We start from the raw sequence: 23,947 nt of genomic DNA on the forward strand, positions 1-23,947 counted from the left end.
TCTAAAGTGGGAGATAACGGCTGCTACGTCCCTAGATAAGGACTTCTAAGCTTCAGTTGGAGAAAAAAGCTCCATCCGAAGCAAAGAATCCTCTTTATAAATATACTTGTCCTTTTGATATTAAAATTAGCTATTTATTAGTTCTTAAATATGTTATTAATCTACCTTTATGTCATATTTAATTATCTTTCTATATATAGTAGCTCTACTTATCCCTAAAGCTTTTGCCGCATCCTCTGCATTGCCATTACAATAAGTTAGTGCATTTCTTATACTTCGTTCCTCAACTATTTTTAAAGGTACTACCTCTTCCTTCTTTAACTCTAGCTTATTTGTTTCTTTTGTTGTTCCATCTAATATTTTAGGTTTATCCTTTATCATATTAAGGACAAACTTTTTAGTTATTCTATCACCATCGCATAAATAATAGGCCTTTTCTATTGAATTTCTAAGTTCTCTTACATTTCCATACCACTTATAATTTTTGAACTCTTCTATTAAATCATTATCTATGCACTTAACGTTGCCTATATTTTGATTGTTCAGCTTTTCTATAAAACTTTTTACTAGGGGTTCTATATCTTCAATTCTATTCTTAAGATCTATTAATTTTATGCCTATTACATTTAGTCTATAATAAAGATCATACCTAAAGTTTTTTTCTTCTACTTCATCAATTAAGCTTTTATTTGTAGCAGCTATAACTCTTACATCTATTCTTTTTTCATAGGTAGATCCAACTCTAACTATTTTATGATTATCTAAAACCCTTAATAACTTTGATTGTATATCCAATGGAAGCTCACCTATTTCATCTAAAAATATAGTTCCTCCATCAGCAAGTTCAAACTTTCCCGGATAACCTCCCTTATTTGCTCCAGTAAAAGCACCTTTCTCATATCCAAACAGTTCACTTTCCACCAGTTCTCTAGGTATTGCTGCACAATTTACTGCCACAAAGGAACCTTTTGCTCTTTTGCTATAATTATGAATAGCCTGTGCAAACATTTCCTTTCCAGTTCCACTGCTTCCCTCTAAAAGAATATTACAATCTGCATTAGCAGCTTTCTTGGAATATTGGATTATTTTCTTCATATTCTGATTTTTCGTTATAATGTCATTAAAAGTATACGTAGCATTGTATCCAACCACATTATTTACAACCTTATGAATATGTCTCGTATCTCTAAACGCAATTATAATTCCATCAACTTTGATTTTATCTCCTATTGGAACAATATTAGCAACACATCTAACTTTGTTATTAAGGCCATTAAACGTACAGTCTTCATTTCTAAAGGTTTTACCAAATTCTAAACATTTGTCCAATAACTCTTCATTAGTAAATATCATCTTAATGTCTTTATCTATCATTTCTTTATGTGTAAATCCTAATATCATTAAAGCCATGTTATTACAATTAACTATCTTCAAATTGTTATCTGTTACAAAAATTCCTTCTGATGTACTATCAAATAACGCTTTTAATAATTCTTTTTCCATAACAATTTACACCTTCTTTTAAAATGGCATTGTCATTATTATCTCATATATATTCTGATTGTAAAATAGAAGCAGCTTAAATAAACTGATTATTTTTTATTTTTAATAATAATTTTACAAGTTTGATTCCAAAATAAAAGTACACTCGATCAGTATTAATCGAATGTACTTTTATTTTGGAATTTATGTTAAAAATATTAATGTGGGCAATAATTAACAACAAGACGTTCCTAGTAAAACTCTGTTAAATTCTTTTAAGTTAGTTAAATTTTTAACTTTTAAACGTTCTGAAACATAATTTCTTCCTTTTTTACACATAAGTTCTGTTAATAGTGTTGCGAAAAATGCTCCAGAAATTTTCTTTACTTCTTTAAAGTCTAGAACTACATCGCTTTCTAAACAATTATCTATCATCTCTCTTAAGATTATTGCATCTTCCGGGTTTACATTAGCTCCTAAAATGTCCTTAACCATTATTTCCTTCATTTTCACAACCTCCTAAAACATTTTTTATAGTGTAAATTTAGTTTACTTACAGGATTTATCCTTGTAACTATAATATATCACGTATAAAAAACTTTGTCAATAATTTAACAAGATTTTTTCTTAAAAATTTTATTATTTTAAAAAATATAAAAAACCAGAAAATTGAATCATTAATTCTTACGTGCTACATAAAAAGGACTGGTGTACCAGTCCTTTTTATTTACATTCATATTTATTCTTGGCTGCTATTCCACTCTTATTATAAACACTGCTTTCTATAGTTTGAACTATTTGATTTTTAGCAAATTGTTTTTCTGTAGATTTAAAATCTTTTTTATTGTAATTCTTTCTATTTGCTTCATGTGTTTCTAAATTATTTAATAACTTATTATTCATAACAGGACACCTCCATGTTTTTATCAAAACTATAGGCAACCTTTCATTATTTATAATGTCCCTATCATTAAAATTTATTATTGTAATGTTTTACTTTTTAGTTATGTTAACTATTTCATACTCAGTCTCTCCATCGTTTTCTGCTCCACCGAATACTTTTAACCTGTAGCCTAAATCTATTATGTATTCATCAGTTTCTATATAAGAGTTATGCGCCATATCCTTTTTAGATAACACCACTTCACTATTAAAACCTTCATAATTTTTAAATTTTTTATCTATATATCCTTTTGTTTTTTTATCCCAGTAAGTTATAAACTTTATTTTACAATTATCTTTGTTTATATATTTTAATACATACTTTTTAAGATTTCTTTCATTCTCTGGATTACTTAAATATTTATCCTTTATTATAAGATTATTAGTTGTACTATAAAACTTAGATAAGTATTTAGCTAGTATTTCTGCATTTCCATAAGTTACTTCAATTCTTATAGGAGTTTCATATATACTAAATAATTCATCAATTTTATTTCTTTGTATTACACTTTCTATGTCATTCAATTTTATAGTTTGTTTATCTTCTTTCATAAATATATCATCAGACACAAACTTAACCTTATTATACATATTTTTTATAACATTAGTATAATCTCCAACTAGCAGTTTATCTTCAGAAGCCATAGCCGTCTTTATACCTATTTCTTTATCCTTAGGCAAATTACTGCAGCTTCCTTCTAACTCTATTAATTTTACCTTTCTAATTTTGGTTTTTTCTCTAACTATGGACATAAGCCATTCATTATAATCAAATCTATAATTATTTTCATCGGCATCTTTATCCCATATATCTTTAAGTTCTTCACTAACTATTAAAGTATGTCTATTTATTCTACTTCTTAGAACATCATATTTCGTATCTATATTAAACTTATTTTTTATAATTTCTTTATCTAGAGTGATCTCAAGTCTCATATTTTTCACCTATTTACATAAATTTAAATAGCATCTTTCCTAAGTTATAGTTAACGTCGAAGAATCCACTTGGCCATTCTTCTTCAAATTGCCCATTAGAAGTCAATCTCATGTCCTTTACAGTTGCTCCTTCATTGCTATGTTGAAAATAATATACTCCTACATCATCAGCACTTATTTTACCTTGAGCTACCAATATTTCAATTTGAGTTATCAAAAATATACTGTGGGTCTCAATAATAAACTTCTTATTTCCATCTTTAGAGCATTGTACAAATAAATCTGCTAGCTTAGATTGAGCATTAGGATGTATATGTACTTCTGGTTCTTCAATAATTAAAGTGCTATTATTTTTTGAATTTAAAGCCTTTATTATTATAGGTAAAATTTGTGATGTTCCAACTCCTACATCTAATAAATTATTTATTATACCTGTTTGTTTATCTTTTATTAGAAGAGAATAAGTAGAATTTCCAAAGGATTTAATTTCTATACTCTTAGCTAAATCGAATTCTTTCAGCCAAAAATTTATTTTATCTTTTACATCATCCACTGAATTAATTAAAGTGGATATAATATTTCCTCCTGTACTTCCTACTGTATTTAAAGAACTCAATCTAGTTATATATTCAACTCTTTCAGGTTTATCTCTAAACGGTTCTATATGTATTATGCTATCTGTAAATTTTTTTAATTTATTTTTTATTGATTCAAAAGTACTATAAATTATAGATATATATCTGAGTTCATCTATCTCTGCTTCTATTAGATACTCTTCATTTATCCTAAAATAAAATTTTTCTGGAATAATTAATCCGGGAATCTTTATTAAAATCTCACCTATCCTTATAAAATATTCATCTTCCTCTAGTATCAGCTCTAAACTTTTGTTATTTTTATAATCTACACTAAATTTGCTTACAACTATTCTTTCATCAAAATTTTTCTTAAAATAAAATTTAATTTTATTAATTAGGTAATTTTCATTTTCTTTAACTAATTTATCTAAAACATCTTTTATGTCTAAAGAACTTTTTTTGCTTATTACATCAGCTATTCTAAATAATATATAATCTATATTTGAATTGTTTCTCTTATTTTCTTCCTCATTAAACTCAAAAGAAAAGCCTATACTATTATTAGTGTTATGATTATATACCATGCTTGTATAATCTCCTATTTGATTATTCATATCTATAACAGAGTCACTGTATTTACTATCCATAGTATTTTTTAATGTAAGAATTCCTTTAATAAAACTGGACTTTCCTCCGCTATTTGGTCCAACAAAAATATTTATTTTTTTCAAATTTACTTTTCCCGAGTTCTTAAAAGCCTTAAAATTTTCTAACTCTATGGACTTAATCATTTTTATCCTCCATTAAGTAAAAAAGCTAATATTAACACTTCACTATGTTAATATTAGCTTATTCTAATTTGCTTATACTCTATGTTTTCCCGTAATGCTTTCTATTTTTATTCCAACTATTTTAGTTTTACTTTTCGCCCTCTCTACATATGCTCTTCCCTCTTCTAAAAAATCTGGACTATATTTATATATAAGTTCCATTAGTGGATCATGTTTCTCTTCTTCTGATACAGAAAATGCATTTCCAATTACAATAACACTTTCATAAGCAGTACTGAATTTTTCAGGCAGTAGCCTTGTACTACCAACTACAGTAAATGACACTTTACTATTTTCTGTAATATTATCTAATTTACTTCCTTCCTCTGCACAATGAAAATAAATACTATCTTCTATAACTACATAACTTAAAGGTACTCCATAAGGTTGATTATCACTTCCACAAGTACATAATATACCATATTCACCTCTTCTAAGTAATTCTAATGCCTCTTTTTCATCCATTTTTCTATCTGATCTTCTCATAGATTTCATATCAATATTCCCCCTATTCTATTTATAATAAAAAACTATGTACCATATCATAACTTGGTTTTCCATTTACCCAGCGTTTTTATTTGTGTATAATATATTTAAAATTATATCATAATTATTTACAAAGAGAGGCATTCAATTATGAAAAAGATAGGTATGAGAAATTTTAAAACAGGAGTTGCTGTTTTTTTATGTATAATTATATTGAGACTTCTAAAAGTTGAATATCCTTTTTACGCTTGTATTGCTGCAGTAATCTGTATGCAAAGTTCTGTTTTTGATTCCTTTAAGGTTGGAAAAAATAGAATGATAGGTACATTTATCGGTGCACTAATTGGACTTTTATTTGCTCTAATTGACCCCCGAAATGCATTCTTATGTTTCTTAGGAATAATTGTTGTAATATATGTATGTAATGTACTAGGTCGAAATAAGTCAGCAACTATAGCTTGTATAGTATTCCTTGCTATTATGATTAATTTAAAAGACACTACTCCCCTTTTATATAGTGCTAATAGGCTTATGGAAACTTTTATCGGTATAGCTATTTCAGTTTTAGTAAATTATTTTATATCTCCGCCTAAATATTTAGATAGTCTATCTGCCATGAAAAATAGTGTAATTGATAGCATATATGGTTTATTAAAAAATGAACTTTGCCAAAATACTTCCTTAGAATTAGCAACCTTAAATAAACAAGTATCAGCATTTGAAGATTTATTAAAATCATATATGTCTGAAATTGCTTCTAAAGAGATTAAACCTCATGAAACAGAAAGTTTTAATAAAGTATTGGATCTTAGTAAAAAAGCTTATAGTCATCTATTTATGATAAAATCTCTTAATGCAAACTGTAACCTTAATAAGAAAAATAAGGATAGAATAGTAGAACTTTTTGATATGTGCAATGTAGATACAAAGGATAAACCCTATGAAAATAATGACATAGAAATAATATATAATTATCATATAAATAATTTAATTGATATTGTAGACACATTAAAAACTAATTTAAATTAATAAAAAAGTGGCTGTCGCACTAAGAATAAATACTACAATATATTGTTTTACTTTAAACTTGCAAAACAGTGTATTGTATGTAAATTTCTTAATGCGGCAGTCCCTTTTAATAACTGCATTTACTATTAGATTTATTTTTCTACTTTTATTGCATCTACAGGGCAGGATTCTTGTGCTTCAACTGCTCCGCCTTCAGCATCTCCTGGAACTGTATCAACAATTACATGAGCTTTTCCATCGTCTCCCATATCAAAAACTTCTGGACAAATTGAAGGACATAATCCACATCCTATACAAGTTTCTTGATCTACAAAAGCTTCCATTAAAATCTCTCCCTTTCATCTTCTTATTAAAAATATAATACGTTACTATTATATTTTTACCCTTTAATTTAGATAATATCACAAAAACTTATATAATACGTAAACAATTCGATTGCCATTCCAAGCTTTCCTTTAATCCTTAAACATATATTCTTTATAAGTTTCCCATCTGCCATTTTTCCAAATTAGTATGGATATATTATCAAAATTAAATTGAAAATCATGTGAAAAATTTGATACATAGTCCCAAATCATATTAAACTTATCTTTAATTCTTTTGGACGCAATAGTGCAATGAAATCTTTTGTCTTTTCCATCATTATCCTTCCATTCAAGCCAATGCAAGCCTTTCAATTCATCAATATAATTATCATGTACCTCTATAGCCTTCTTAGAAGGATGAATATCCATAAATACTACATTATCTCTAAAATGCCCTAAACCATTAATTTTCATTGGAGCCTTAGCATTTGTTCTACAGAATTTATCAGTAATTTCTTCTAATTCTTTAATATTATCTGATTCAAAAGGTGCCTTTATAGTAAAATGTGCAGGTAACTTTTGTCTTTCAACTTTAAACTCCTGACATACATCTTCTACAAGCTTTTCATGAAACTTTAATATATCCCCTTTTAATAAACAAACAATAACATATCTCATTCTATTATCTGTCCCTTCAGAACTCTTTAATCTTCTTCTTTTTCTTCAAAACTTCCTGTCTCAATTTTTCTTAATAAATGAACCTCATCATATATATCACTAAATAAATATTCATCTCTTTCATTTGGGCCTAAAAGCTTGATTAGTTCTATTGAATAACTAAATGAAGGAAGCCAACATACAAAAACTCCTTTTTCAATAGTGGGATTTTCTTGTTTAGTGCACTTCTCCTCTTCGTAGAATTTACAATTATTACAATACTTTTCTAGCTTCATATCTATTTTCCCTCTCCCTCTTTAGAATATGCCTTATTTAATTTAAAAATTATGTAATCTACCTATAAGTTTAAATAATTTGTTACTCTAACGCAAGTATTTAAAAAATACTTTATGTATATATGAATAGTCTTGTAAACCCTTTCATATTATGTATAAAATAAAACTTGGTTTTCTAAGGAGTGTTTTTATGTATGATAAATTAAAAAAAAGTCATAAACCCTATGCTAAAAAAATTATGTGCGAATTATATCCAGATAAATACTTAGATGTTGATTCTATTTGTTCTAAATTCGTAAAAAAACGTCATGCAATAGTACGTGCTTCAATAAAAGATTTGGAAAAGTGCGGATTGCTTAAAAGAGTTGATTCTGCAGATTCTAAAAATCAAGAAAAACTATATCAGTTATCAAATGAAGGTAAAAATCTATTAGATACAGAAATGAGCAGCATCTCAAGATGTGAATGTGAAGATTAAAACAAAAGCCACGAAATCATCGTGGCCTTTTTATTTAGCTGTTTTGAGCATTATAAGCTTCTAAAACTCTTTGGAATTCAGCCCCTGCCCCTATTGATGCATACTCTATTTTTCCATTTCCTCTACTTACTTCTCTATATGCATTTGCACTTTCAGTTCCTGGCATTGACACAATAACATATTTATCATTGCCTATAGTAACTCTGTCTATTAACTCTAATTCAACCTTTTTTCCATATTCATTTTCTACTGTTATAGTTTGAATAGTTTCCATATGTAATTTTCCTCCTATCATATATAAAATTTATATTTTATCTCATACAATAGGGTTCTCAATTTTTAATAAATATATTTATGTTTTAGATATTTTAATTTTTACTCTCTTTTAAATTCTAATAATAACATGAATATATATTAAGCATGTTATCTCTAAATCCAAAGATTTCTTTCTTACTTTTATCTAATATATACTTAATTTTCTCTTGGAATTGTTCTTCTAATTCATATTTAAAAATTAAATTTAGTGCCTTATCAAAAACTCCCTCAATACTAATAAAAAACTTTTCATCTACATTTTTACATAACTCTATAAAACTTAATGCTTGGTCAATGTAATAGAACATTAATATTACTGTATTTTCAGGTAAATTAGAAATTTGTTGAAATTCAATAATAGCCTCACTAATTACAGAATATTTTACCCTTTGTCCTTCACTTTCAGGAAAAATCTCATTATTTATTTTTTTCTTATACAATTCTAGTAAATTTTCTTCCAGCTCTCCATTTATCTTTAGAATATAATAGTCATTTACTTTTGGAAATATTGTAGCTAATTCTATTATCTGTTCCTGTAATTCATCTTTATTCAGCATATTTAAATATTCTTTTAGTTTAGGCTTCATCATATTAACAGACTTCTCCTTTGGATTATCCTATTTTGAATTATAATCTTTAACATATTACCTAAATAACCATAATACCATTATACCGATTTCCTTAAATTTACAAAAGCTTTTTAATAAAAAAATTAGCCCATTTATTGGGCTAAAATTGAGATATTTTATATTTTAAATATCTACTAGCATTTACTTCCACGCCTAATCACTTCAAATTTTTCTATTGTATAGCTCTCATTGGCATCTATATCTGCTTTTTCTAGAGCTATAGCTAGCTGCTCTTCTACAGTATCCACTCCCTCTAAATCAGGAAGTAAAACTCCACTTCTAGATCCATTTTTCACAACAATACCATACTTTTTAGTGTCTAGCTCTTCTTTAGAAGCTTTTGTTGGTGTCATTAAAATATCTATAGAATATTCCAGATCTTGAAGTTCTTCTTCCTCTACAGGTGAAAATCTAGGATCTCTCATTCCTGCATCTACTGCATTTTTTATTATCTCTCTTGCTATACAATCAGTGGATGGAAAGATTGTTCCTATACATCCTCTTAATTCACCTTCTTTTTTAATTGAAACGAATACACCATGTCTATCTGTTAGCATTTTTTCATGAACTAATGGCACACTTATGTATTCACCAGTTTTTACATAGTTCTCTAAACTTGACCTTGCAAGTTTTGCATATACATCTTCACATTCTCTTATTCTCTGAATCTCTTTTTGTCTAATTTCTATAATATTATTAAATAACTTTCTATCTTTGTCTTCTTTAGTATCAAATTTCATTACTCCATATCCTATTCCAAAAGGTCCTTCATAAGATAATAAGCTTCCTTTTATTTTATATCCATCCATAATTCCAAGTAATATATAGAATGACCTAAGTCCACATTCTCCGGCACCTTTAATTAGATTTTTACTAATATTAAATATTCCTAAGGTATCTCCAGCTTTCAATAAATCTACTATTTCTTTGTCAAACTTTTCTCCATTTTCATTAAACCCATAAGGACTTTCGTCATTTAATTTATGAGACAAATCTCCACTTGAAATTATCACTGCATCCTCTTCACTCTGTTTAACTACTTCATTTATTATCATTCCAAATTTATATAATTGTATTTTTGAAAGTAATCCATAGGTTATGTGAACAAGATTGTAATTATTATACTTTTTATTTATAAAATAAAGTGGCACCATACTTCCATGATCTAATTCAGTAGAAATTCCATATTGTCTTGAAGAACTATCATCTACTGGAACAAGTATTATATTCTCTTCAATTGATTTTTTCCTTATACTTTCTGTAAGTTCTGTGTTTATATTAATATTAAACTTAATGTTAGGAGCTCCAAAACTTGCTAAATCTCCTTTTATATTAGGTGATGCAGAAATAGCTAGTGCGTCACTAAATAATGGACCATGGGGAGTAATTATAATTATTGTTTTCGGCTTTAATTTGTTTATTTCATCTCCAATACTGTAACAAGCATTAACAGTTTCTATCGCTTTTTTTTCTTCTCCTTTTCCAACTTCATCTATTATGATTGGTGGATGCGGCATTATGTAGTGTGCTAAAATCTTACCCAATTAAAACACCTCCTAACTAGAAGTTTACCACTTTGAAAAGTTTAAATACACATTATTTGTAATATGTCTATCTATATTTTTCCTACAATCTCTTTTGTATTAACTAAATCATTCACATAAACTCCCATAACCTTTTTAGTTTCTAAAGTTCTTACTTGAGCTGTTCCTGCAGTGTTATCCACTTGTTCTATCCATACTGGTTCGCCTTTGTACAATACTGTAATTTTATTTGGGCTAATCATAATCTCATGAGCTTCGTGTAAATCCATAATAATACCTCCTTAAAATTTTATATAGTATTAGAGTTATCTAAATCATATAAAGTATGTAAAATTTCAATAAAAAAATTTAGTCTAAAAAGTTTAAAAAAATTATTAACTGTCAATAATTAGAATAAAATATTTATTTTGAAAGGGGTATTAATATAAATATGAAGTCCAAGTTTAAAAAGGCTTTAATAATTATTTGTTCAGGAACAGTATTATTTCTTGCGGTATTCTTTATGACAAGAAGCCTAAATAATTTAATAGAAGGCTCAAATAAAGACAATAATGTTATTACTGCTGAAGATACATCTTCAAAGGATAAAACCGATACTCAGCAAGAGGCACAGGCTCCAATAGAAGACAACATTCAAAGCAATAATACAACTCAAGATACAAATGAGGAAACTCAAACTTCCAGCAACGCAGCTATGGAAAAATACACTGATTATGTAGTAAAAGCTGGTGACACTCTATACAGTATTGCTAGAAAGTCAATACCATGGAAGAGCCAAGAGGAAGCAGTAAAAATTTTAGAGACAATGAATAACTTAAAAGATAGATCTGTTATTCCTGTAGGTTCTCATTTAATGATTCCCGTAAATGACATTGATACAACAGGCTGTACTAAATATACAGTTAAATCTGGTGAAAGTTTATATAATATAGCTAAAGAATATCTTCCTAATATGGATACAAATAAAGCGGTAGATATGATTATGAAAAAAAATAATTTAACTAATGCTAATTTACTTAGCGTAGGCTTAGAAATATATATACCGAATTCAGATAGTGCTGCTGCTAATTCTGAATCCATAAAGAATAATGATAACACTAAAAAAGACAGTAATACTAAAGATACATCTAATGAAAATACTAATATAGATGATGAAGACAGAGACGATGAATAGTCTCTAATTAAATAAGCTACCATATCCCCAAGAGTATGGTAGCTTATTTATATTATTTTATATTGACAATTTCAGTACCCCATATTTCTTTAGAATACTTGAGAATTGTATTATCACTAGAAAAGCATCCGGATCTAGCGATATTTATTATACACATCTCCTGCCATTTTGAACTCTGTCTATAAAGAGAATCTATTTTTTCTTGAGCTTTAACATAGGAGTTAAAATCTTTAAATATAAAATACTCATCATTTCTATCTATCAAGTGTTCGTATATATTTTTAAATTCTGAAAGTGGCACGCCAAAATATCCATTGGATATTTGATCTACTATTTTATGAATTCTGCTATCATTAGCATAAAATTCTTTTGACCAATATCCGCCGTATTTTTCATAATTCATAACTTCTTCTGAACTTAATCCAAATGTTATTATATTCTCTTCTCCAACCGACTCTTTTATCTCAATATTTGCACCATCTAGTGTTGCAATAGTTATAGCTCCATTCATCATAAATTTCATATTTCCTGTACCAGATGCTTCTTTTGATGCAGTTGATATTTGTTCACTTACATCAGCACATGGTATTATCTTTTCGGCAAGAGAAACTCTATAATTTTCAAGAAAAACTACTTTTAACTTATCATTAATAGACTTATCTTTATTTATTTTATCCCCTACTGTATTTACAAGTTTTATGACTTCTTTTGCTAAAAAGTAACTTGGAGATGCTTTTGCTGCAAAGAAAAAAGTTCTTGGATATATATCTAAATTAGGATTTTCTTTAAGCTGATTATATAAATAAATTATATTAAATAAATTTAGTACCTGCCTTTTATATGCATGAAGCCTTTTAACATGAACATCAAAAATGGAATCCGGGTCTATGCTTATTCCATACTTATCCTTAACCTTTAATGCAAATTCAGCTTTATTTCCTCTCTTTATACTACGTATTTTGTCTTGAAAACTATTATCTTTAGAATAATTTTCTAATTCTATAAGCCTTGTTGGTTCTTTAATCCAACCACTTCCAATAGTTTCACTTATAAAATTTGCCAAGTTAGGGTTTGCCTGAAGAAGCCATCTTCTATGAGCTATTCCATTAGTTTTATTATTAAATTTATCACCATAAAGCTGATAAAAATTATTTAATTCTCTTTTTTTCAGTATTTCAGTATGAAGTTTTGCAACTCCGTTAACTGAATGTCCTCCTATTATAGCTAAGTTTGCCATTCTCACCTGATTGTCTTTTATTATTTCCATGCCACTTAATCTTAGCCGATCGTTTTCATACTTAGTCAAGGTTACATCTATAAATCTCCTATTTATTTCTTCTACAATCATATAGATTCTTGGTAATAATCTTTTAAAGATTTCAACAGGCCACTTTTCAAGTGCTTCTGACATTATAGTATGATTTGTATAAGATATGGTCTTGTTTGTAACTTCCCATGCCTCATTCCAATCTAACTCTTCTTCATCTATTAGTATTCTCATAAGCTCAGGAACTGCTAATGAAGGATGAGTATCATTAATATGGATAGCTACATATTTGTGAAATTCGTTAATAGGCTTATTTTTCTTTTTATAATTTCTTATTATACTTTGTATCCCTGCGCTTACAAAAAAGTATTGCTGTTTTAGCCTTAATATTCTTCCCTCTACTTGAGAATCATCTGGATATAGTATTTGTGATATAGATTCTACTGAAGATTTGTATTCCACCGCCTTTGAATAATTTCCGCTTTTAAAAAAATTAAAATCCAGCTCTCTATCCTTCTCTAAGGTTTCTGCATTCCAGAGTCTTAAAGTATTAACAGTCTTATTTTTATATCCTACAATAGGTGTATCGTAAGGCACTGCTTTTACTGGCTGATAGTTCTCATGTATAAAGTTAAGCCTGCCATTTAACGAAATAGGTGTTATTTTCCCTCCAAACTTAACAATTACAGCTTTGTCATCTTTTCTAGTTTCCCACACATTACCTTCTTCTAGCCAGTTGTCTGGTATCTCAACCTGATATCCATTGACTATCTTTTGTTCAAATAATCCATATTTATATCTTATACCACAACCGTGCCCTGGAATTCCTAGAGATGCCATAGAATCTAAAAAACACGCTGCTAATCTTCCTAATCCTCCATTTCCAAGGCCTGCATCTATTTCAGCTTCTTCAAGCTGTTTAAGATTTATACCTAACTCCTCTAAGGCCTTCTCACTTTCCTGTTCTATTCCCAAATTCAATAGGTTACTTTTTAGCAGCTTTCCTATTAAAAATTCCATTGAAAAATAATAAACCTGCTTTTCCTCATCTTTAACATACTGTTTATTAGTTTTCATCCAGTTTTCGGCACAGTACTCTTTAATTAAACTCCCAAATGCTAAATATTTATGAAGAATAGAAGCTTCTTTTATATCTTCTGAGAACATATTTATAATCTTCTTTTCAAAGTCTCTCTTTATTGTTTCTTTGTCTAATGCCATTTCTGCACCTCTATATTCATTATTTATCTAATACCTTTCTATACATTTGAATGTATTCTTGTGCAGATTTATTCCAACTGAAATCCTCCTTCATAGCTGTTGTAATTAATTTATTCCAAATATCCTTATTGTAATAAAAATTTATTGCTCTTTTTATTGTATAAAGCATATCCTGTGAATTATAATTTTTAAATGTAAATCCATTGCCTTCTCCTGTGTACTCATTGTAAGAATGTACTGTATCATTCAATCCCCCAGTTTCACGAACAATAGGTATGCTTCCATATTTTAAAGCTATAAGTTGCCCTATGCCACAAGGTTCAAACTTGGATGGCATTAAAAACATGTCAGATGCAGCATATATCTTTTGTGCAAGAGAAGCATCAAAATAAATATTTGCTGAAACCTTGTTAGGATACTTCCATGCAAAGAACTTAAACATATCCTCATATCTTTGATCTCCCGTTCCAAGAATCACAAGTTGAATATCTTCACGAAGCAATTCTTCTATGACCTCACGTATTAAATCTATTCCCTTTTGCTCCTCTAATCTTGTAACCATACCTATCATTGGTATGTCCTTGTTTTTCGGAAGGTTTAATAGCTCTTGGAGCCTCTCCTTATTTTTTTCTTTTCCTACAACATTATCCTCATCATAGTTTACAAATAAATTTTTATCTATTATAGGATTATTTAAATCTGTATCAAGTCCATTTAATATTCCGTGTAGATTACAGTCTCTGCTTCTCAAAAGTCCATTAAGTCCTTCTCCGTAATATTCTGTTTTTATCTCCTCCGCATAGGTAGGACTTACTGTAGTTACTCTATCAGCAAAAATTATGCCTCCCTTCATAAAAGATATGGCACTATAATATTTAAGTTTATCCTCCGAGAAATATTCCATCCCTAAATTTAATAATTCTCCCAGCATTTCTTTTGCAAAAAGTCCTTGATACTTTAGATTGTGTATTGTATATACAGTTTTTATGTTGTTATATCTTGAATCATTTTTATAATGTTCTTTTAACAAAGGTATAGTAATAGCAGTATGCCAATCATTGCAATGTAATATATCTGGAGCAAAATCATCTATGTATTTTATAGCTTCCAGAATGGCCTTTGAAAAGAAAGAAAATCTTTCTCCATCATCAAAATCTCCATAAGCACTTCCTCTTTTGAAGTAATATTCATTATCTATAAAATAAAAAGGTATACCATTATACTCTTGATGCAAAAGTCCGCAATATTGATTTCTCCATCCAACTTGTACATTATATTCAGCAACCTTCTCCATTTTATCAGAGTATTCTTTTGATATCTTAGTATACTTTGGCATAATAACTCTTATATCTATTCCTAATTTTCTTAAAGCTTTTGGAAGTGCATAAGCTACATCTCCAAGTCCCCCTGTTTTCATAAATGGATAGGATTCCGAAGTTGCAAATAATATATTCATATACTCCCCCTCTTTCAAATTTAGCTTTTAATATATTATTCTATTTTCAAGTATTTTCACCTCTAGAATTATAATATATTTTCATATTTTAAATTTTATTCCATATATCAAAAAATAATAGACAGGATTTCTCCTGTCTATAGTAACTTTTATTATATTAAAATTCTTTGGTAGGTTTATATATCTTTCTCTTATCTAATGACCATATTTGATTTGAAAATTCACCTTTGTTAGCTTCATCTGCTGCTTTATGCATATCATAAAGACTTGCATCCATTATATCTAGATAATGTAACATCTGAGCCTCTGGAATCATAGGCTTTTTAGGGCTTCCAAAATCTGCTTCATAGTGGTGTGATAGAATCATATGTTGTAGCAACATAGTGGTTTCTTTATCTGCCCCTACCTTTTCTGCAGCTAATTCTACATTTTTTATTCCTTGAATTATATGACCTAGCAGCTGGCCTTCTACTGTATAATCACTTACAATGCCAAGCTCACTTGAATCCATTTCATCCATTTTAGCAAGATCGTGAAGTATTATTCCTCCATAAAGCAAATCAGTATTTATAAATGCATATATTTCACACAATTTTTCTCCAGCTTTAAGCATAGTTGTTGTATGATATAGAAGTCCAGATCTTACAGCATGATGGTTCTTCTTTGCTGCTGGGAAATGCATTATTTTGTTATCATAGTCATTTATAATAGTTTTAACAATATTCTTTATATCATTATTTTGTATTTTATTAATATATCCATCTAGCACTTGGTACATGTCCTCTGGCGGGTAGGGAGCTGAAGGAACAAAATCTGATATTTCTACATTATCCTGCTCCTTTGTAAGCCTTATTCTATCTATTTTAAATTGAATATTGCTCTGCCAGACTGTAACACTTCCTCTTACCTTTATAAGTGTATTAGGTACATAAAGTTCTTCATCGCCTTCGTTGTAATTCCAGTATTTTGCGTTTATTTCGCCAGTTTTATCTCCAATAGTAAAATCTAAATATTTCTTACTATTTGTAGCTGTTCTACATTCTGAAGCTTTTATTATAAAAAAACCTTCAATTTTATCATTAGGTTGAAATTCCGCTATATTCTTAACCATTATATCCAAACTAAAACCCCTCCTTAAGTAAGCTTAGTATATTTTATTTTTATAGCTTCTATATTATTTAAGCTCTACTTCTTTATCATTATAAAACAAATATAGAAATTTTTCTTTTACTTTTTTACCGGTAATTAATTCAATAGCCTTTGAGTAATATTCTAATTGGATTTTATATTTTTCGGCTATTAAATTTTCATTGCCTTCTTTAAAGTAATCCGTCTTATAGTCCACAAGAACTACCTCTCCATTTTCTTCAAAGTAACAGTCTATAATACCTTGAAGCATAATATATTCTTTTTCATATTTGTCCTTAGGCAAGTCACTGTATACCTCTGTACTCTTTAGTTGTATATGGAAAGGTACTTCTCTATATATTTTTTCTGCTTCTAAAATTCTCTTTCCTATATTAGAATTGAAAAATCTTGAAATCTTTGGTATCTCAACACTATCCGCTTGTTCCTGTGTAATTAACTCTTTTCTTATGAAAGAATTTATTTGTTCTTTTATGCTTTCTTCACTTAACTCACTTTTATAATCTAATTTTTGCATTACAGCGTGAGTTGCCGTACCTTTTTCAGCACCAGATAATTTTTTATTTTTATCCATGAAGGCCGGCTTCTTTACTAAATTTGGAGTATATATATTATGAGAATAATCATCATACATATCCCTAGTAACATCTATATTGTGCATTCTCTTTAATTCTGTTACAGTAAGGAGTGTTGGAAGTTTAGATGATCTTATATATGGATATTCCCATTTTAATCTATCATCTATTTCATCATAATACTTATCCTCAATATGAATTTCACCTGTTTCATCCAAGCCTTCTATAAGATTATCTTCCTTATCTTCTATATTGTCCCCGGTTACACTATTCATGCTGTGGAATATAATTTCCCACTTAGAGTCATCTTTTATTATATTTGTTTGATTATATTCTTCTATTCCAGCAGCTTCACGCAATAGTTCTCCATCTCTATGTCTCATTACTACAGGGCAAATCCAATCTAGATAATTTCTAGCTTTAGATACCTCATATTGTGATAATTTTTCATTTTTATCTTGTAATCCATAAGACCACTTTTTAGCACAGCTTTCAATGTCATTTACTCTTCCTGTCATAATCAGCTTTTCTTTAGCTCTTGTCAGTGCAACATACAAGATTCTCATTTCTTCAGATAAACTCTCTATTTTAATCTTTTTCTTCAAAGCTTGTTTTAGCACCGTTGGATAGGATAACCTTTTATCTAAATTTATATAATCTGGTCCATAACCCAATTCACTATGTAACAGTATTCTTCTATTTAAATCCTGCATATTAAAATTTTTACCTAGAGCAGATAAGAATACTACAGGAAATTCTAATCCCTTGCTCTTGTGGATACTCATTATTCTAACTACATTCTCATTTTCTCCTAATATCTTAGCACTTCCCATATCTCCACTACTAGTTTTCAATTTATTTATAAAATTTATAAAGTTAAACAGACCTTTATAACTTGTCTTTTCATACTGTCCAGCTCTTTGGAATAATATTTTCAGGTTTGCCTGCCTTTGCATTCCTCCTGCTAATGCTCCTACATACCCATAATATCCAGTATCCATATATAAGTACCATATAAATTCATCTATAGGCATATGGATAGATCTATCTCTCCATGCATTTAACCTTTCTAAAAATCCTCTACATTTATCTACTAACTGCCTATCTCCTTCTTCCATTGTAGAAAGCATTACAAGACCATCATAGAAGTCTCCATTTTTATTTTCCAGTCTAATATCTATCAATTCTTCTGGAGTAAAAGAAGCAATAGGAGAACGTAATATGGCAATAAGCGGAATATCCTGCCTTGGATTATCTATTATTTGAAGCAATGATAATATTGTCTTAACCTCTAAAGTTTCAAAGTAGCCGCTTCCAATATCAGCATAGGCTGGAACTGAATATTCTTTTAGTTCATCCATAAAAACTGGTGCCCAATTAGCAGTACTTCTTAAAAGTATCACAATATCTCTATACTCTACTTGCCTATAACATTTTAAATCATTATCATATACTTTAAAAACTTTATTATTTTCAGGATTTATAAGTTCATTTATTCTTTTAGCTACTAATCTTGCTTCTAACTGTATATTAGACAATATTTCCTCTTCTTTATCTTCGTCTGCCTGTGAATTGTCATTTGAAGATTCCTTTAACTTTTCGCTAGTTTTCTTGTCTATTATGTTAAGTTCAATAGCTCCTCCTACAATTGAATCTAACTCTTCACAAGGTCCATAATCAGCTCCTAAATTTAAAGCTTCACTTTCATCATACTCCAATTCTCCAACATTTACAGACATTATTTGAGTAAATATAAAATTAACAGCATCCAGTATCTCTCTTCTACTTCTAAAGTTTTTAAATAGGGTTATCTTTCTTTCCTTTTCTCCTTCTTCTAGAGAATAAGAATTATATTTACTTAAGAACAGCTCTGGCTTTGCTTGCCTAAATCTATATATACTCTGCTTTACATCTCCAACCATAAACACATTTTCATTTTTTCCAGTATTCTCGTCTTTTCTAGCTATAGTACTTATTATAGATTCTTGTACATAATTACTGTCTTGATATTCATCTACAAGTATTTCTATATATTTTTCTCTGAGAGCTGATGCTACATCTCTATTTTCTAATATTTGAAGGCAAAAGTGTTCAAAATCGTTAAAATCTATTATTCCTCTACCCCTTTTAGCCTTTCCATATCTATTTATAAATTCTATTGCAAGATCAGATAGAGATCTCATAATTGGATAAAGTTCTTGCAAATCTACTGTTGTTTCTTTGCTTCCATATAAAACTACTTTACCCTTCATATCTTCCTGTATTTGCTTTTTAACCTTATTTCTTATTTCTTTTACCTTTTCTTGATTATCTTTATTTTCACACTTTCTACAGCTCTTTAACCTCTTAAACTCTACTTCTTTAAAAGAATCATAGAGACTATCCCAAGAATTATCAGAACTTAATATTAAATCATTAATCATAGCTAACTCATTTTGAAAATCCTCTAGGTATGGGTCTAACCCCTCTGTATCATTTATTATGTTTATTGCCTCTTCCATTAATTTTCTAAGAGCAATTAATTCAATTTTTATGTCTTCTAATATAATTTTAGCCCATTTAGAATTTCCAAAATCGTAGTCATCCTCCACATTAAAATCTTCTGCCATAAAATTTAGAGCTTCTATAGGACTCGGAGAGCTCATAGCAAAATCATAAAGATTAAGCACTATATTTTGAAGAGCTAAATCATCTTTGTTATTACTATAGAACTCAACTAAATTTAAGAAGCTTTGTTTACAATTTTCTGGCTCATAAAGTTCTTCAAACATCTCTTCTATAGTCTCAGCTTTAAGAAGAATAGTTTCTGTCTGGTCTCCTACTCTAAAATTAGGATCTATATCAATGTAATGAAAATTATTTCTTATAACATCTAGACAAAAGGAGTGGATAGTTGTTATGCTGGCTCTATTTAGTAGAGTTAACTGTCTTTGAAGCTGTCTTGACTTAGGATGTTTTGTAAGTTCATCACTAATAGCTTTTGCTATTCTCTCCTTCATTTCTGATGCAGCGGCATTAGTAAAAGTAACAACAAGTAATCTATCTATATCAATAGGATTTTTGAAGTCCGTTATCATCTTTATTATTCTTTCAACAAGTACTGCAGTCTTTCCCGATCCTGCTGCAGCTGCAACTAAAAGATTACATCCATGGGTATTAATAGCTGCCTGTTGCTCCTTAGTCCAATTCACTTCCTTCAATTTTGACCCTCCTTTCAAGCATTTCCCATACTTCTTCATCCTTCTTTTCATCTATAACCTTATAACTATTTCCGTCAAAATTATTATCAAATTGACATATAGATGAATATGTGCAAAAGTCACAGGCAGTGGCATCATTGCTTTTGTAAGGTTTAATTTTAATTTCCCCTTTTAGCATTTCTTCACAAGTTTTAACTAAGTTATCCTTAACGTGCTCCCTTAGCATTTTAAATTGTTCTTCTGTACCTACAGAGGATTTCCCAAGGTCTCCTCCTTTATTAATTCTTGCCGGAATAATTAGTGATGACCCTTCTATTTCTCTATCCATTTCTTTTATAATTTTTGGATCTGCAAGAAGAAGTCCTTTCATCTTTAAAGCTTTCATTATTTCTTTTTCAATTTCTTCATCTGATATATTTCTAGATCCTTTTATAATAGGATCGTCTATCCTTAAATATAAAACTCCACCTGGTATTACAGGATACTTTTCTCTTATTTCTTCATTTCTAAGTATTGCATCTAAGTAAGTTAAAAGCTGAATTTGAAGGCCATAATAGACGTCTGATAGTTTAAAATCTTTATTTCCTGATTTATAATCTATTATTCTGTAATAATCTTTTCCCTCTAAATCAAGTTTATCTACCCTATCAATTCTTCCAATAAGCTTTACTTTTTCTCCATTGCTAAGTTCTATCTCAATAGGTGGATAAGTCCCACCTTCATCAAAGCCTATTTCATATCCCATAGGCTGGAATCCGCTTCTCTTTAGATGCTCTATAATGACTAAAATAGTTTTTATAAGTACTCTTTTTAGTCTCTCTGTAAAATATCTGTATCTTGGAGAGCTATCAAAGATTCCTCCAGAAGTTTCTTTAGCTTTTTCATCTACGATTTTAGATACAGTATCCTGGCACCATTTTTTATCTATTTCATACCAGGTTATTGAATTTTTATCCACAGTTTTAGAAAACTCATCAATAACACTGTGCATAAATGTGCCTAAATCTGGTGCACTAATCGCAAACACCTTTCTCTCTTTAGCCCTAAGACCGTATTGAACATAGTAAGCAAAAGGACACTCTACGTACTTTTCTAGTCTTGAAACACTAAAGTATAACTTATCTCCATAAAGCTTTCTAACTTTTTCTTCGCTTATTTTTTCCACATCATTTGTGTATGCCACAGCTGAGAAAATTGTCTTTAATCTATCTTTCCACTTATCATTTCTAGAATACCAATCAAAAACTTCTTTCCAGAGTACACTCTCTTTTACCTTCTCGTTATCTTTTCTAAGTATAGACACTAATTTATTAAAAGTTGGTATTTCTCTAGAAATTAAATCTAGATTTTCCTCATTCTCTTCTAGCACTTCTCCTTCTTCAGCTATATTTTTGAATATAGACTTTAATCTTGAAACTATAATAGAAGGTCTTAATGCCTTTCCTTCAAAGTCACCTATAGAATAACATATTCTTAGATACTTTCCTGTAATAGTAAGAGTTCTATATATTAAAAATTGTTCTTCAAAGGTTTTTGACTTAGTATCTTCTGCAATCTCAATGTCCATTTTCCTTAGTCTGTCCCTGTCTGCATCCGTAAGTATACCTTCATCTTTTGAAACTGCCGGAAATATACCATCATTAACTCCTACAATATAAAGAAGCTTAACCGCGTGAGTTCTAACTCTTTCTACATCTGATACTAGAATCTCATCAAGGGATGGAGGTATAAGTCCCATTTTATGCTCTCCAAATCCTAAGGATATGATCTTAACAAACTCCTTTAGCTCAAGCTTATCTTCTTTAAATATCTCCACTACCTGATCTAAAAGCTCAATTACCATATTCCAAATTTGGCTATACTCTTTTGCTAATGCCTGATTTCCCTCTTCTTTAAACTTATCTACCCAAGATTCTATAGTTTCATTTGCTCCTACTTCACATAAGAAATTATATAGTGCCAAGCATATTTCTTCTGCTTTCTTTTTTCCCTTCAATTTAGAACCAAACTTCATTAATGGTTCAATAGTTTTAAGTCTTATACTATTTACCTTTTCTGAAAGCTCTTCACTACCATACTCCCAATCAGAATTCCATTTGTTTTTTCCTCTAATACCATAGGCCATAACATAATTCTCCAATAGGTCTATGTCTTCTTTGCTAATATTTATAAGTCCTGATTTTAGGTATCTAAAAACTGACTCATAGGACCAATTTTTATTAAATATATCTATTGCAGAAGTTATAAGTATAATAAGTGGATTATCATCTATTTCCTTCTTCTTATCAATAAAATAAGGTATTTCATATTCATCAAATATAGTCTTTATAATCTTTTCATAAGCTCCTAAATCTCTACTTATAACAGCTATATCCTTAAACCTTAGTCCCTCTTCCCTTGAAAACTTAATTATTTCTCTTGCTACATTTTCAACTTCTGAATATAAATTTAATCCTCTTATTATTTTAATATCACTTGTATCATCCATATAAGGTTTATAAGGATATTTAAAATAATTAGCTTCTAAAAATCTTATTTCATCATTATCTTTAAATCTATCCATGCATGAATTGTTTAATATAACTGGCTTATCAATAGTAAAACTATTTTCCTGTGCAAGCTTTACTAACTTTTCCTCTGTACTCTTAATTGGTGCAAATACATCTGTACTATCAATTTCTCTATAATAATCCATACATAAAGTTACATTAACTCTTTTTGCTTTTCTAAGAAGCTTTTCAATTATCTTATACTGTTGAGGAATAAAGGAGTTAAATTCATCAAGCCATATTTCAGCTCCATCAAACATTGATGATTCATCAATCTTCTCATAAAGTAGGCTCAATTCATCTTCACTGTCTATATAATTTCTATGAAGACTCTCTTCAAATTCCTCAAATATTCTAGTAATATCAGATAATTTATCTTTCAAAAGTTCACTTTCTTCTATTAAATCTAAAGAACTCTTAAGTATTTCAGGATTTATATCATATCTTTTAAACTCTGTTATAATATCCGAAATTGTATTAACAAACCCCTGTTGATCTGCCGATGCAGCAAAAACCTTAAGTTCATCCTTTATTCTGTTCATTATACTAAAAACAAGCATAAGTTTTCCTGAAGAATCCATGTGGTTACGAGTTGCACCTCCAACCTCATTAAAGATTCTATATGCCATTCTTCCAAAGCTTGTTACTTCAACATTTATAATTCCAGTTCCTCTAACCTCTTCTACTACACTTTTTTCTGCTTGAAAAGAAAATTGTTCAGGAACAACTAAAATTAGAGGCTTTGTCTCTCCTTCCTCTAATCTCTTCTTTATGGCTTCAACACAATATCTGCTTTTACCGCAGCCAGCACGGCCATATATAAACCTTAAACTCATTCTATATTCACCAACT

21 protein-coding genes are annotated in these 23,947 nt (G+C 29.2%); 3 read left to right on the forward strand and 18 right to left on the reverse strand.

Going from position 1 to position 23,947, the window contains the following annotated elements:
• Positions 1–156: 156 nt before the first annotated feature.
• The 6 genes from ACWW38_RS06920 to ACWW38_RS06945 all read right to left on the reverse strand — a co-directional run bounded on the left by ACWW38_RS06920 (position 157) and on the right by ACWW38_RS06945 (position 5,263).
• Positions 157–1,503 carry a sigma-54 interaction domain-containing protein gene (locus tag ACWW38_RS06920; RefSeq protein WP_456260055.1) on the reverse strand — a complete coding sequence of 449 codons (1,347 nt, stop codon included), beginning with the start codon at positions 1,501–1,503 and terminating at the stop codon, positions 157–159.
• Between the two features lie 213 nt (positions 1,504–1,716).
• Positions 1,717–1,989: an STAS-like domain-containing protein gene (locus tag ACWW38_RS06925; RefSeq protein ID WP_456260056.1), complete on the reverse strand. Its 273-nt coding sequence runs from the start codon at positions 1,987–1,989 to the stop codon at positions 1,717–1,719.
• A gap of 216 nt (positions 1,990–2,205) precedes the next feature.
• Positions 2,206–2,385, reverse strand: coding sequence for a hypothetical protein (locus ACWW38_RS06930; RefSeq protein ID WP_456260057.1), 180 nt, complete (start codon positions 2,383–2,385; stop codon positions 2,206–2,208).
• A 90-nt stretch (positions 2,386–2,475) separates the two neighbouring features.
• Positions 2,476–3,360, reverse strand: coding sequence for a hypothetical protein (locus ACWW38_RS06935; RefSeq protein WP_456260058.1), 885 nt, complete (start codon positions 3,358–3,360; stop codon positions 2,476–2,478).
• A gap of 13 nt (positions 3,361–3,373) precedes the next feature.
• A complete protein-coding gene (locus ACWW38_RS06940; protein ID WP_456260059.1) occupies positions 3,374–4,729 on the reverse strand; it encodes a DUF3696 domain-containing protein in 1,356 nt (451 codons plus the stop codon).
• Between the two features lie 72 nt (positions 4,730–4,801).
• Positions 4,802–5,263, reverse strand: a complete 462-nt coding sequence (locus ACWW38_RS06945; RefSeq protein ID WP_456260060.1) for a pyridoxamine 5'-phosphate oxidase family protein — start codon at positions 5,261–5,263, stop codon at positions 4,802–4,804.
• A 141-nt stretch (positions 5,264–5,404) separates the two neighbouring features.
• Between ACWW38_RS06945 and ACWW38_RS06950 the strand changes: the two genes are divergently transcribed.
• A complete protein-coding gene (locus ACWW38_RS06950) occupies positions 5,405–6,283 on the forward strand; it encodes an FUSC family protein (RefSeq protein WP_456260061.1) in 879 nt (292 codons plus the stop codon).
• A 131-nt stretch (positions 6,284–6,414) separates the two neighbouring features.
• Here the strand turns inward: ACWW38_RS06950 and ACWW38_RS06955 are convergent, their stop codons facing one another.
• From ACWW38_RS06955 to ACWW38_RS06965, 3 genes are all read right to left on the reverse strand, one after another.
• Complete coding sequence (locus ACWW38_RS06955) at positions 6,415–6,606, reverse strand: ferredoxin (protein ID WP_456260062.1); 192 nt, start codon at positions 6,604–6,606, stop codon at positions 6,415–6,417.
• 132 nt (positions 6,607–6,738) lie between these two features.
• Complete coding sequence (locus ACWW38_RS06960; protein ID WP_456260063.1) at positions 6,739–7,266, reverse strand: 2'-5' RNA ligase family protein; 528 nt, start codon at positions 7,264–7,266, stop codon at positions 6,739–6,741.
• A 26-nt stretch (positions 7,267–7,292) separates the two neighbouring features.
• The gene (locus ACWW38_RS06965) at positions 7,293–7,541 is read right to left on the reverse strand and encodes a hypothetical protein (protein WP_456260064.1); all 249 of its coding nucleotides are present in this window, start codon (positions 7,539–7,541) and stop codon (positions 7,293–7,295) included.
• A 190-nt stretch (positions 7,542–7,731) separates the two neighbouring features.
• Here ACWW38_RS06965 and ACWW38_RS06970 point away from each other — a divergent pair, with 190 nt between their 5' ends.
• A complete protein-coding gene (locus ACWW38_RS06970) occupies positions 7,732–8,019 on the forward strand; it encodes a hypothetical protein (RefSeq protein ID WP_456260065.1) in 288 nt (95 codons plus the stop codon).
• A 34-nt stretch (positions 8,020–8,053) separates the two neighbouring features.
• Here the strand turns inward: ACWW38_RS06970 and ACWW38_RS06975 are convergent, their stop codons facing one another.
• The 4 genes from ACWW38_RS06975 to ACWW38_RS06990 form a co-directional block, all read right to left on the reverse strand.
• On the reverse strand, positions 8,054–8,293 hold the full coding sequence (locus tag ACWW38_RS06975) for a DUF1292 domain-containing protein (RefSeq protein WP_456260066.1): 240 nt from the start codon (positions 8,291–8,293) through the stop codon (positions 8,054–8,056).
• Between the two features lie 118 nt (positions 8,294–8,411).
• Positions 8,412–8,924: a DUF6155 family protein gene (locus ACWW38_RS06980; protein ID WP_456260067.1), complete on the reverse strand. Its 513-nt coding sequence runs from the start codon at positions 8,922–8,924 to the stop codon at positions 8,412–8,414.
• A gap of 173 nt (positions 8,925–9,097) precedes the next feature.
• On the reverse strand, positions 9,098–10,480 hold the full coding sequence (amrA, locus tag ACWW38_RS06985; RefSeq protein WP_456260432.1) for an AmmeMemoRadiSam system protein A: 1,383 nt from the start codon (positions 10,478–10,480) through the stop codon (positions 9,098–9,100).
• A gap of 98 nt (positions 10,481–10,578) precedes the next feature.
• Positions 10,579–10,776 (reverse strand): H-type small acid-soluble spore protein, encoded by a 198-nt coding sequence (locus tag ACWW38_RS06990; protein ID WP_456260068.1) that lies wholly within the window; start codon positions 10,774–10,776, stop codon positions 10,579–10,581.
• Positions 10,777–10,937: 161 nt separating this feature from the next.
• Between ACWW38_RS06990 and ACWW38_RS06995 the strand changes: the two genes are divergently transcribed.
• Positions 10,938–11,681 carry a LysM peptidoglycan-binding domain-containing protein gene (locus ACWW38_RS06995; protein ID WP_456260069.1) on the forward strand — a complete coding sequence of 248 codons (744 nt, stop codon included), beginning with the start codon at positions 10,938–10,940 and terminating at the stop codon, positions 11,679–11,681.
• A 52-nt stretch (positions 11,682–11,733) separates the two neighbouring features.
• Here ACWW38_RS06995 and ACWW38_RS07000 read toward each other — a convergent pair whose 3' ends face one another.
• The 5 genes from ACWW38_RS07000 to addB form a co-directional block, all read right to left on the reverse strand.
• Positions 11,734–14,169: a glycogen/starch/alpha-glucan phosphorylase gene (locus ACWW38_RS07000; protein WP_456260070.1), complete on the reverse strand. Its 2,436-nt coding sequence runs from the start codon at positions 14,167–14,169 to the stop codon at positions 11,734–11,736.
• Positions 14,170–14,188: 19 nt separating this feature from the next.
• A complete protein-coding gene (gene glgA / locus ACWW38_RS07005; RefSeq protein ID WP_456260071.1) occupies positions 14,189–15,625 on the reverse strand; it encodes a glycogen synthase GlgA in 1,437 nt (478 codons plus the stop codon).
• A 157-nt stretch (positions 15,626–15,782) separates the two neighbouring features.
• Positions 15,783–16,745, reverse strand: a complete 963-nt coding sequence (locus tag ACWW38_RS07010; protein ID WP_456260072.1) for a 3'-5' exoribonuclease YhaM family protein — start codon at positions 16,743–16,745, stop codon at positions 15,783–15,785.
• Positions 16,746–16,799: 54 nt separating this feature from the next.
• On the reverse strand, positions 16,800–20,585 hold the full coding sequence (addA, locus tag ACWW38_RS07015) for a helicase-exonuclease AddAB subunit AddA (RefSeq protein WP_456260433.1): 3,786 nt from the start codon (positions 20,583–20,585) through the stop codon (positions 16,800–16,802).
• Complete coding sequence (gene addB / locus ACWW38_RS07020) at positions 20,524–23,931, reverse strand: helicase-exonuclease AddAB subunit AddB (RefSeq protein ID WP_456260073.1); 3,408 nt, start codon at positions 23,929–23,931, stop codon at positions 20,524–20,526. The genes addA and addB overlap by 62 nt, the downstream gene beginning before the upstream one ends.
• Positions 23,932–23,947 lie beyond the last annotated feature (16 nt).

Source organism: Clostridium sp. JNZ J1-5 (assembly GCF_053901425.1).

What these genes read in the sequence shown, in the direction of transcription:
- addA (WP_456260433.1), bottom strand. Translation starts at nt 20,585, where the DNA reads ATGAAGAAGTATGGGAAATGCTTGAAAGGAGGGTCAAAATTGAAGGAA.
- ACWW38_RS06960 (WP_456260063.1), bottom strand. Translation starts at nt 7,266, where the DNA reads ATGAGATATGTTATTGTTTGTTTATTAAAAGGGGATATATTAAAGTTT.
- ACWW38_RS06950 (WP_456260061.1), top strand. Translation starts at nt 5,405, where the DNA reads ATGAAAAAGATAGGTATGAGAAATTTTAAAACAGGAGTTGCTGTTTTT.
- ACWW38_RS06935 (WP_456260058.1), bottom strand. Translation starts at nt 3,360, where the DNA reads ATGAGACTTGAGATCACTCTAGATAAAGAAATTATAAAAAATAAGTTT.
- ACWW38_RS06930 (WP_456260057.1), bottom strand. Translation starts at nt 2,385, where the DNA reads ATGAATAATAAGTTATTAAATAATTTAGAAACACATGAAGCAAATAGA.
- addB (WP_456260073.1), bottom strand. Translation starts at nt 23,931, where the DNA reads ATGAGTTTAAGGTTTATATATGGCCGTGCTGGCTGCGGTAAAAGCAGA.
- ACWW38_RS06920 (WP_456260055.1), bottom strand. Translation starts at nt 1,503, where the DNA reads ATGGAAAAAGAATTATTAAAAGCGTTATTTGATAGTACATCAGAAGGA.
- ACWW38_RS06940 (WP_456260059.1), bottom strand. Translation starts at nt 4,729, where the DNA reads ATGATTAAGTCCATAGAGTTAGAAAATTTTAAGGCTTTTAAGAACTCG.
- ACWW38_RS06925 (WP_456260056.1), bottom strand. Translation starts at nt 1,989, where the DNA reads ATGAAGGAAATAATGGTTAAGGACATTTTAGGAGCTAATGTAAACCCG.
- ACWW38_RS06980 (WP_456260067.1), bottom strand. Translation starts at nt 8,924, where the DNA reads ATGATGAAGCCTAAACTAAAAGAATATTTAAATATGCTGAATAAAGAT.
- ACWW38_RS06995 (WP_456260069.1), top strand. Translation starts at nt 10,938, where the DNA reads ATGAAGTCCAAGTTTAAAAAGGCTTTAATAATTATTTGTTCAGGAACA.
- glgA (WP_456260071.1), bottom strand. Translation starts at nt 15,625, where the DNA reads ATGAATATATTATTTGCAACTTCGGAATCCTATCCATTTATGAAAACA.
- ACWW38_RS06970 (WP_456260065.1), top strand. Translation starts at nt 7,732, where the DNA reads ATGTATGATAAATTAAAAAAAAGTCATAAACCCTATGCTAAAAAAATT.
- ACWW38_RS06945 (WP_456260060.1), bottom strand. Translation starts at nt 5,263, where the DNA reads ATGAAATCTATGAGAAGATCAGATAGAAAAATGGATGAAAAAGAGGCA.
- ACWW38_RS06965 (WP_456260064.1), bottom strand. Translation starts at nt 7,541, where the DNA reads ATGAAGCTAGAAAAGTATTGTAATAATTGTAAATTCTACGAAGAGGAG.
- ACWW38_RS06975 (WP_456260066.1), bottom strand. Translation starts at nt 8,293, where the DNA reads ATGGAAACTATTCAAACTATAACAGTAGAAAATGAATATGGAAAAAAG.
- amrA (WP_456260432.1), bottom strand. Translation starts at nt 10,480, where the DNA reads ATGCCGCATCCACCAATCATAATAGATGAAGTTGGAAAAGGAGAAGAA.
- ACWW38_RS06955 (WP_456260062.1), bottom strand. Translation starts at nt 6,606, where the DNA reads ATGGAAGCTTTTGTAGATCAAGAAACTTGTATAGGATGTGGATTATGT.
- ACWW38_RS07000 (WP_456260070.1), bottom strand. Translation starts at nt 14,169, where the DNA reads ATGGCATTAGACAAAGAAACAATAAAGAGAGACTTTGAAAAGAAGATT.
- ACWW38_RS06990 (WP_456260068.1), bottom strand. Translation starts at nt 10,776, where the DNA reads ATGGATTTACACGAAGCTCATGAGATTATGATTAGCCCAAATAAAATT.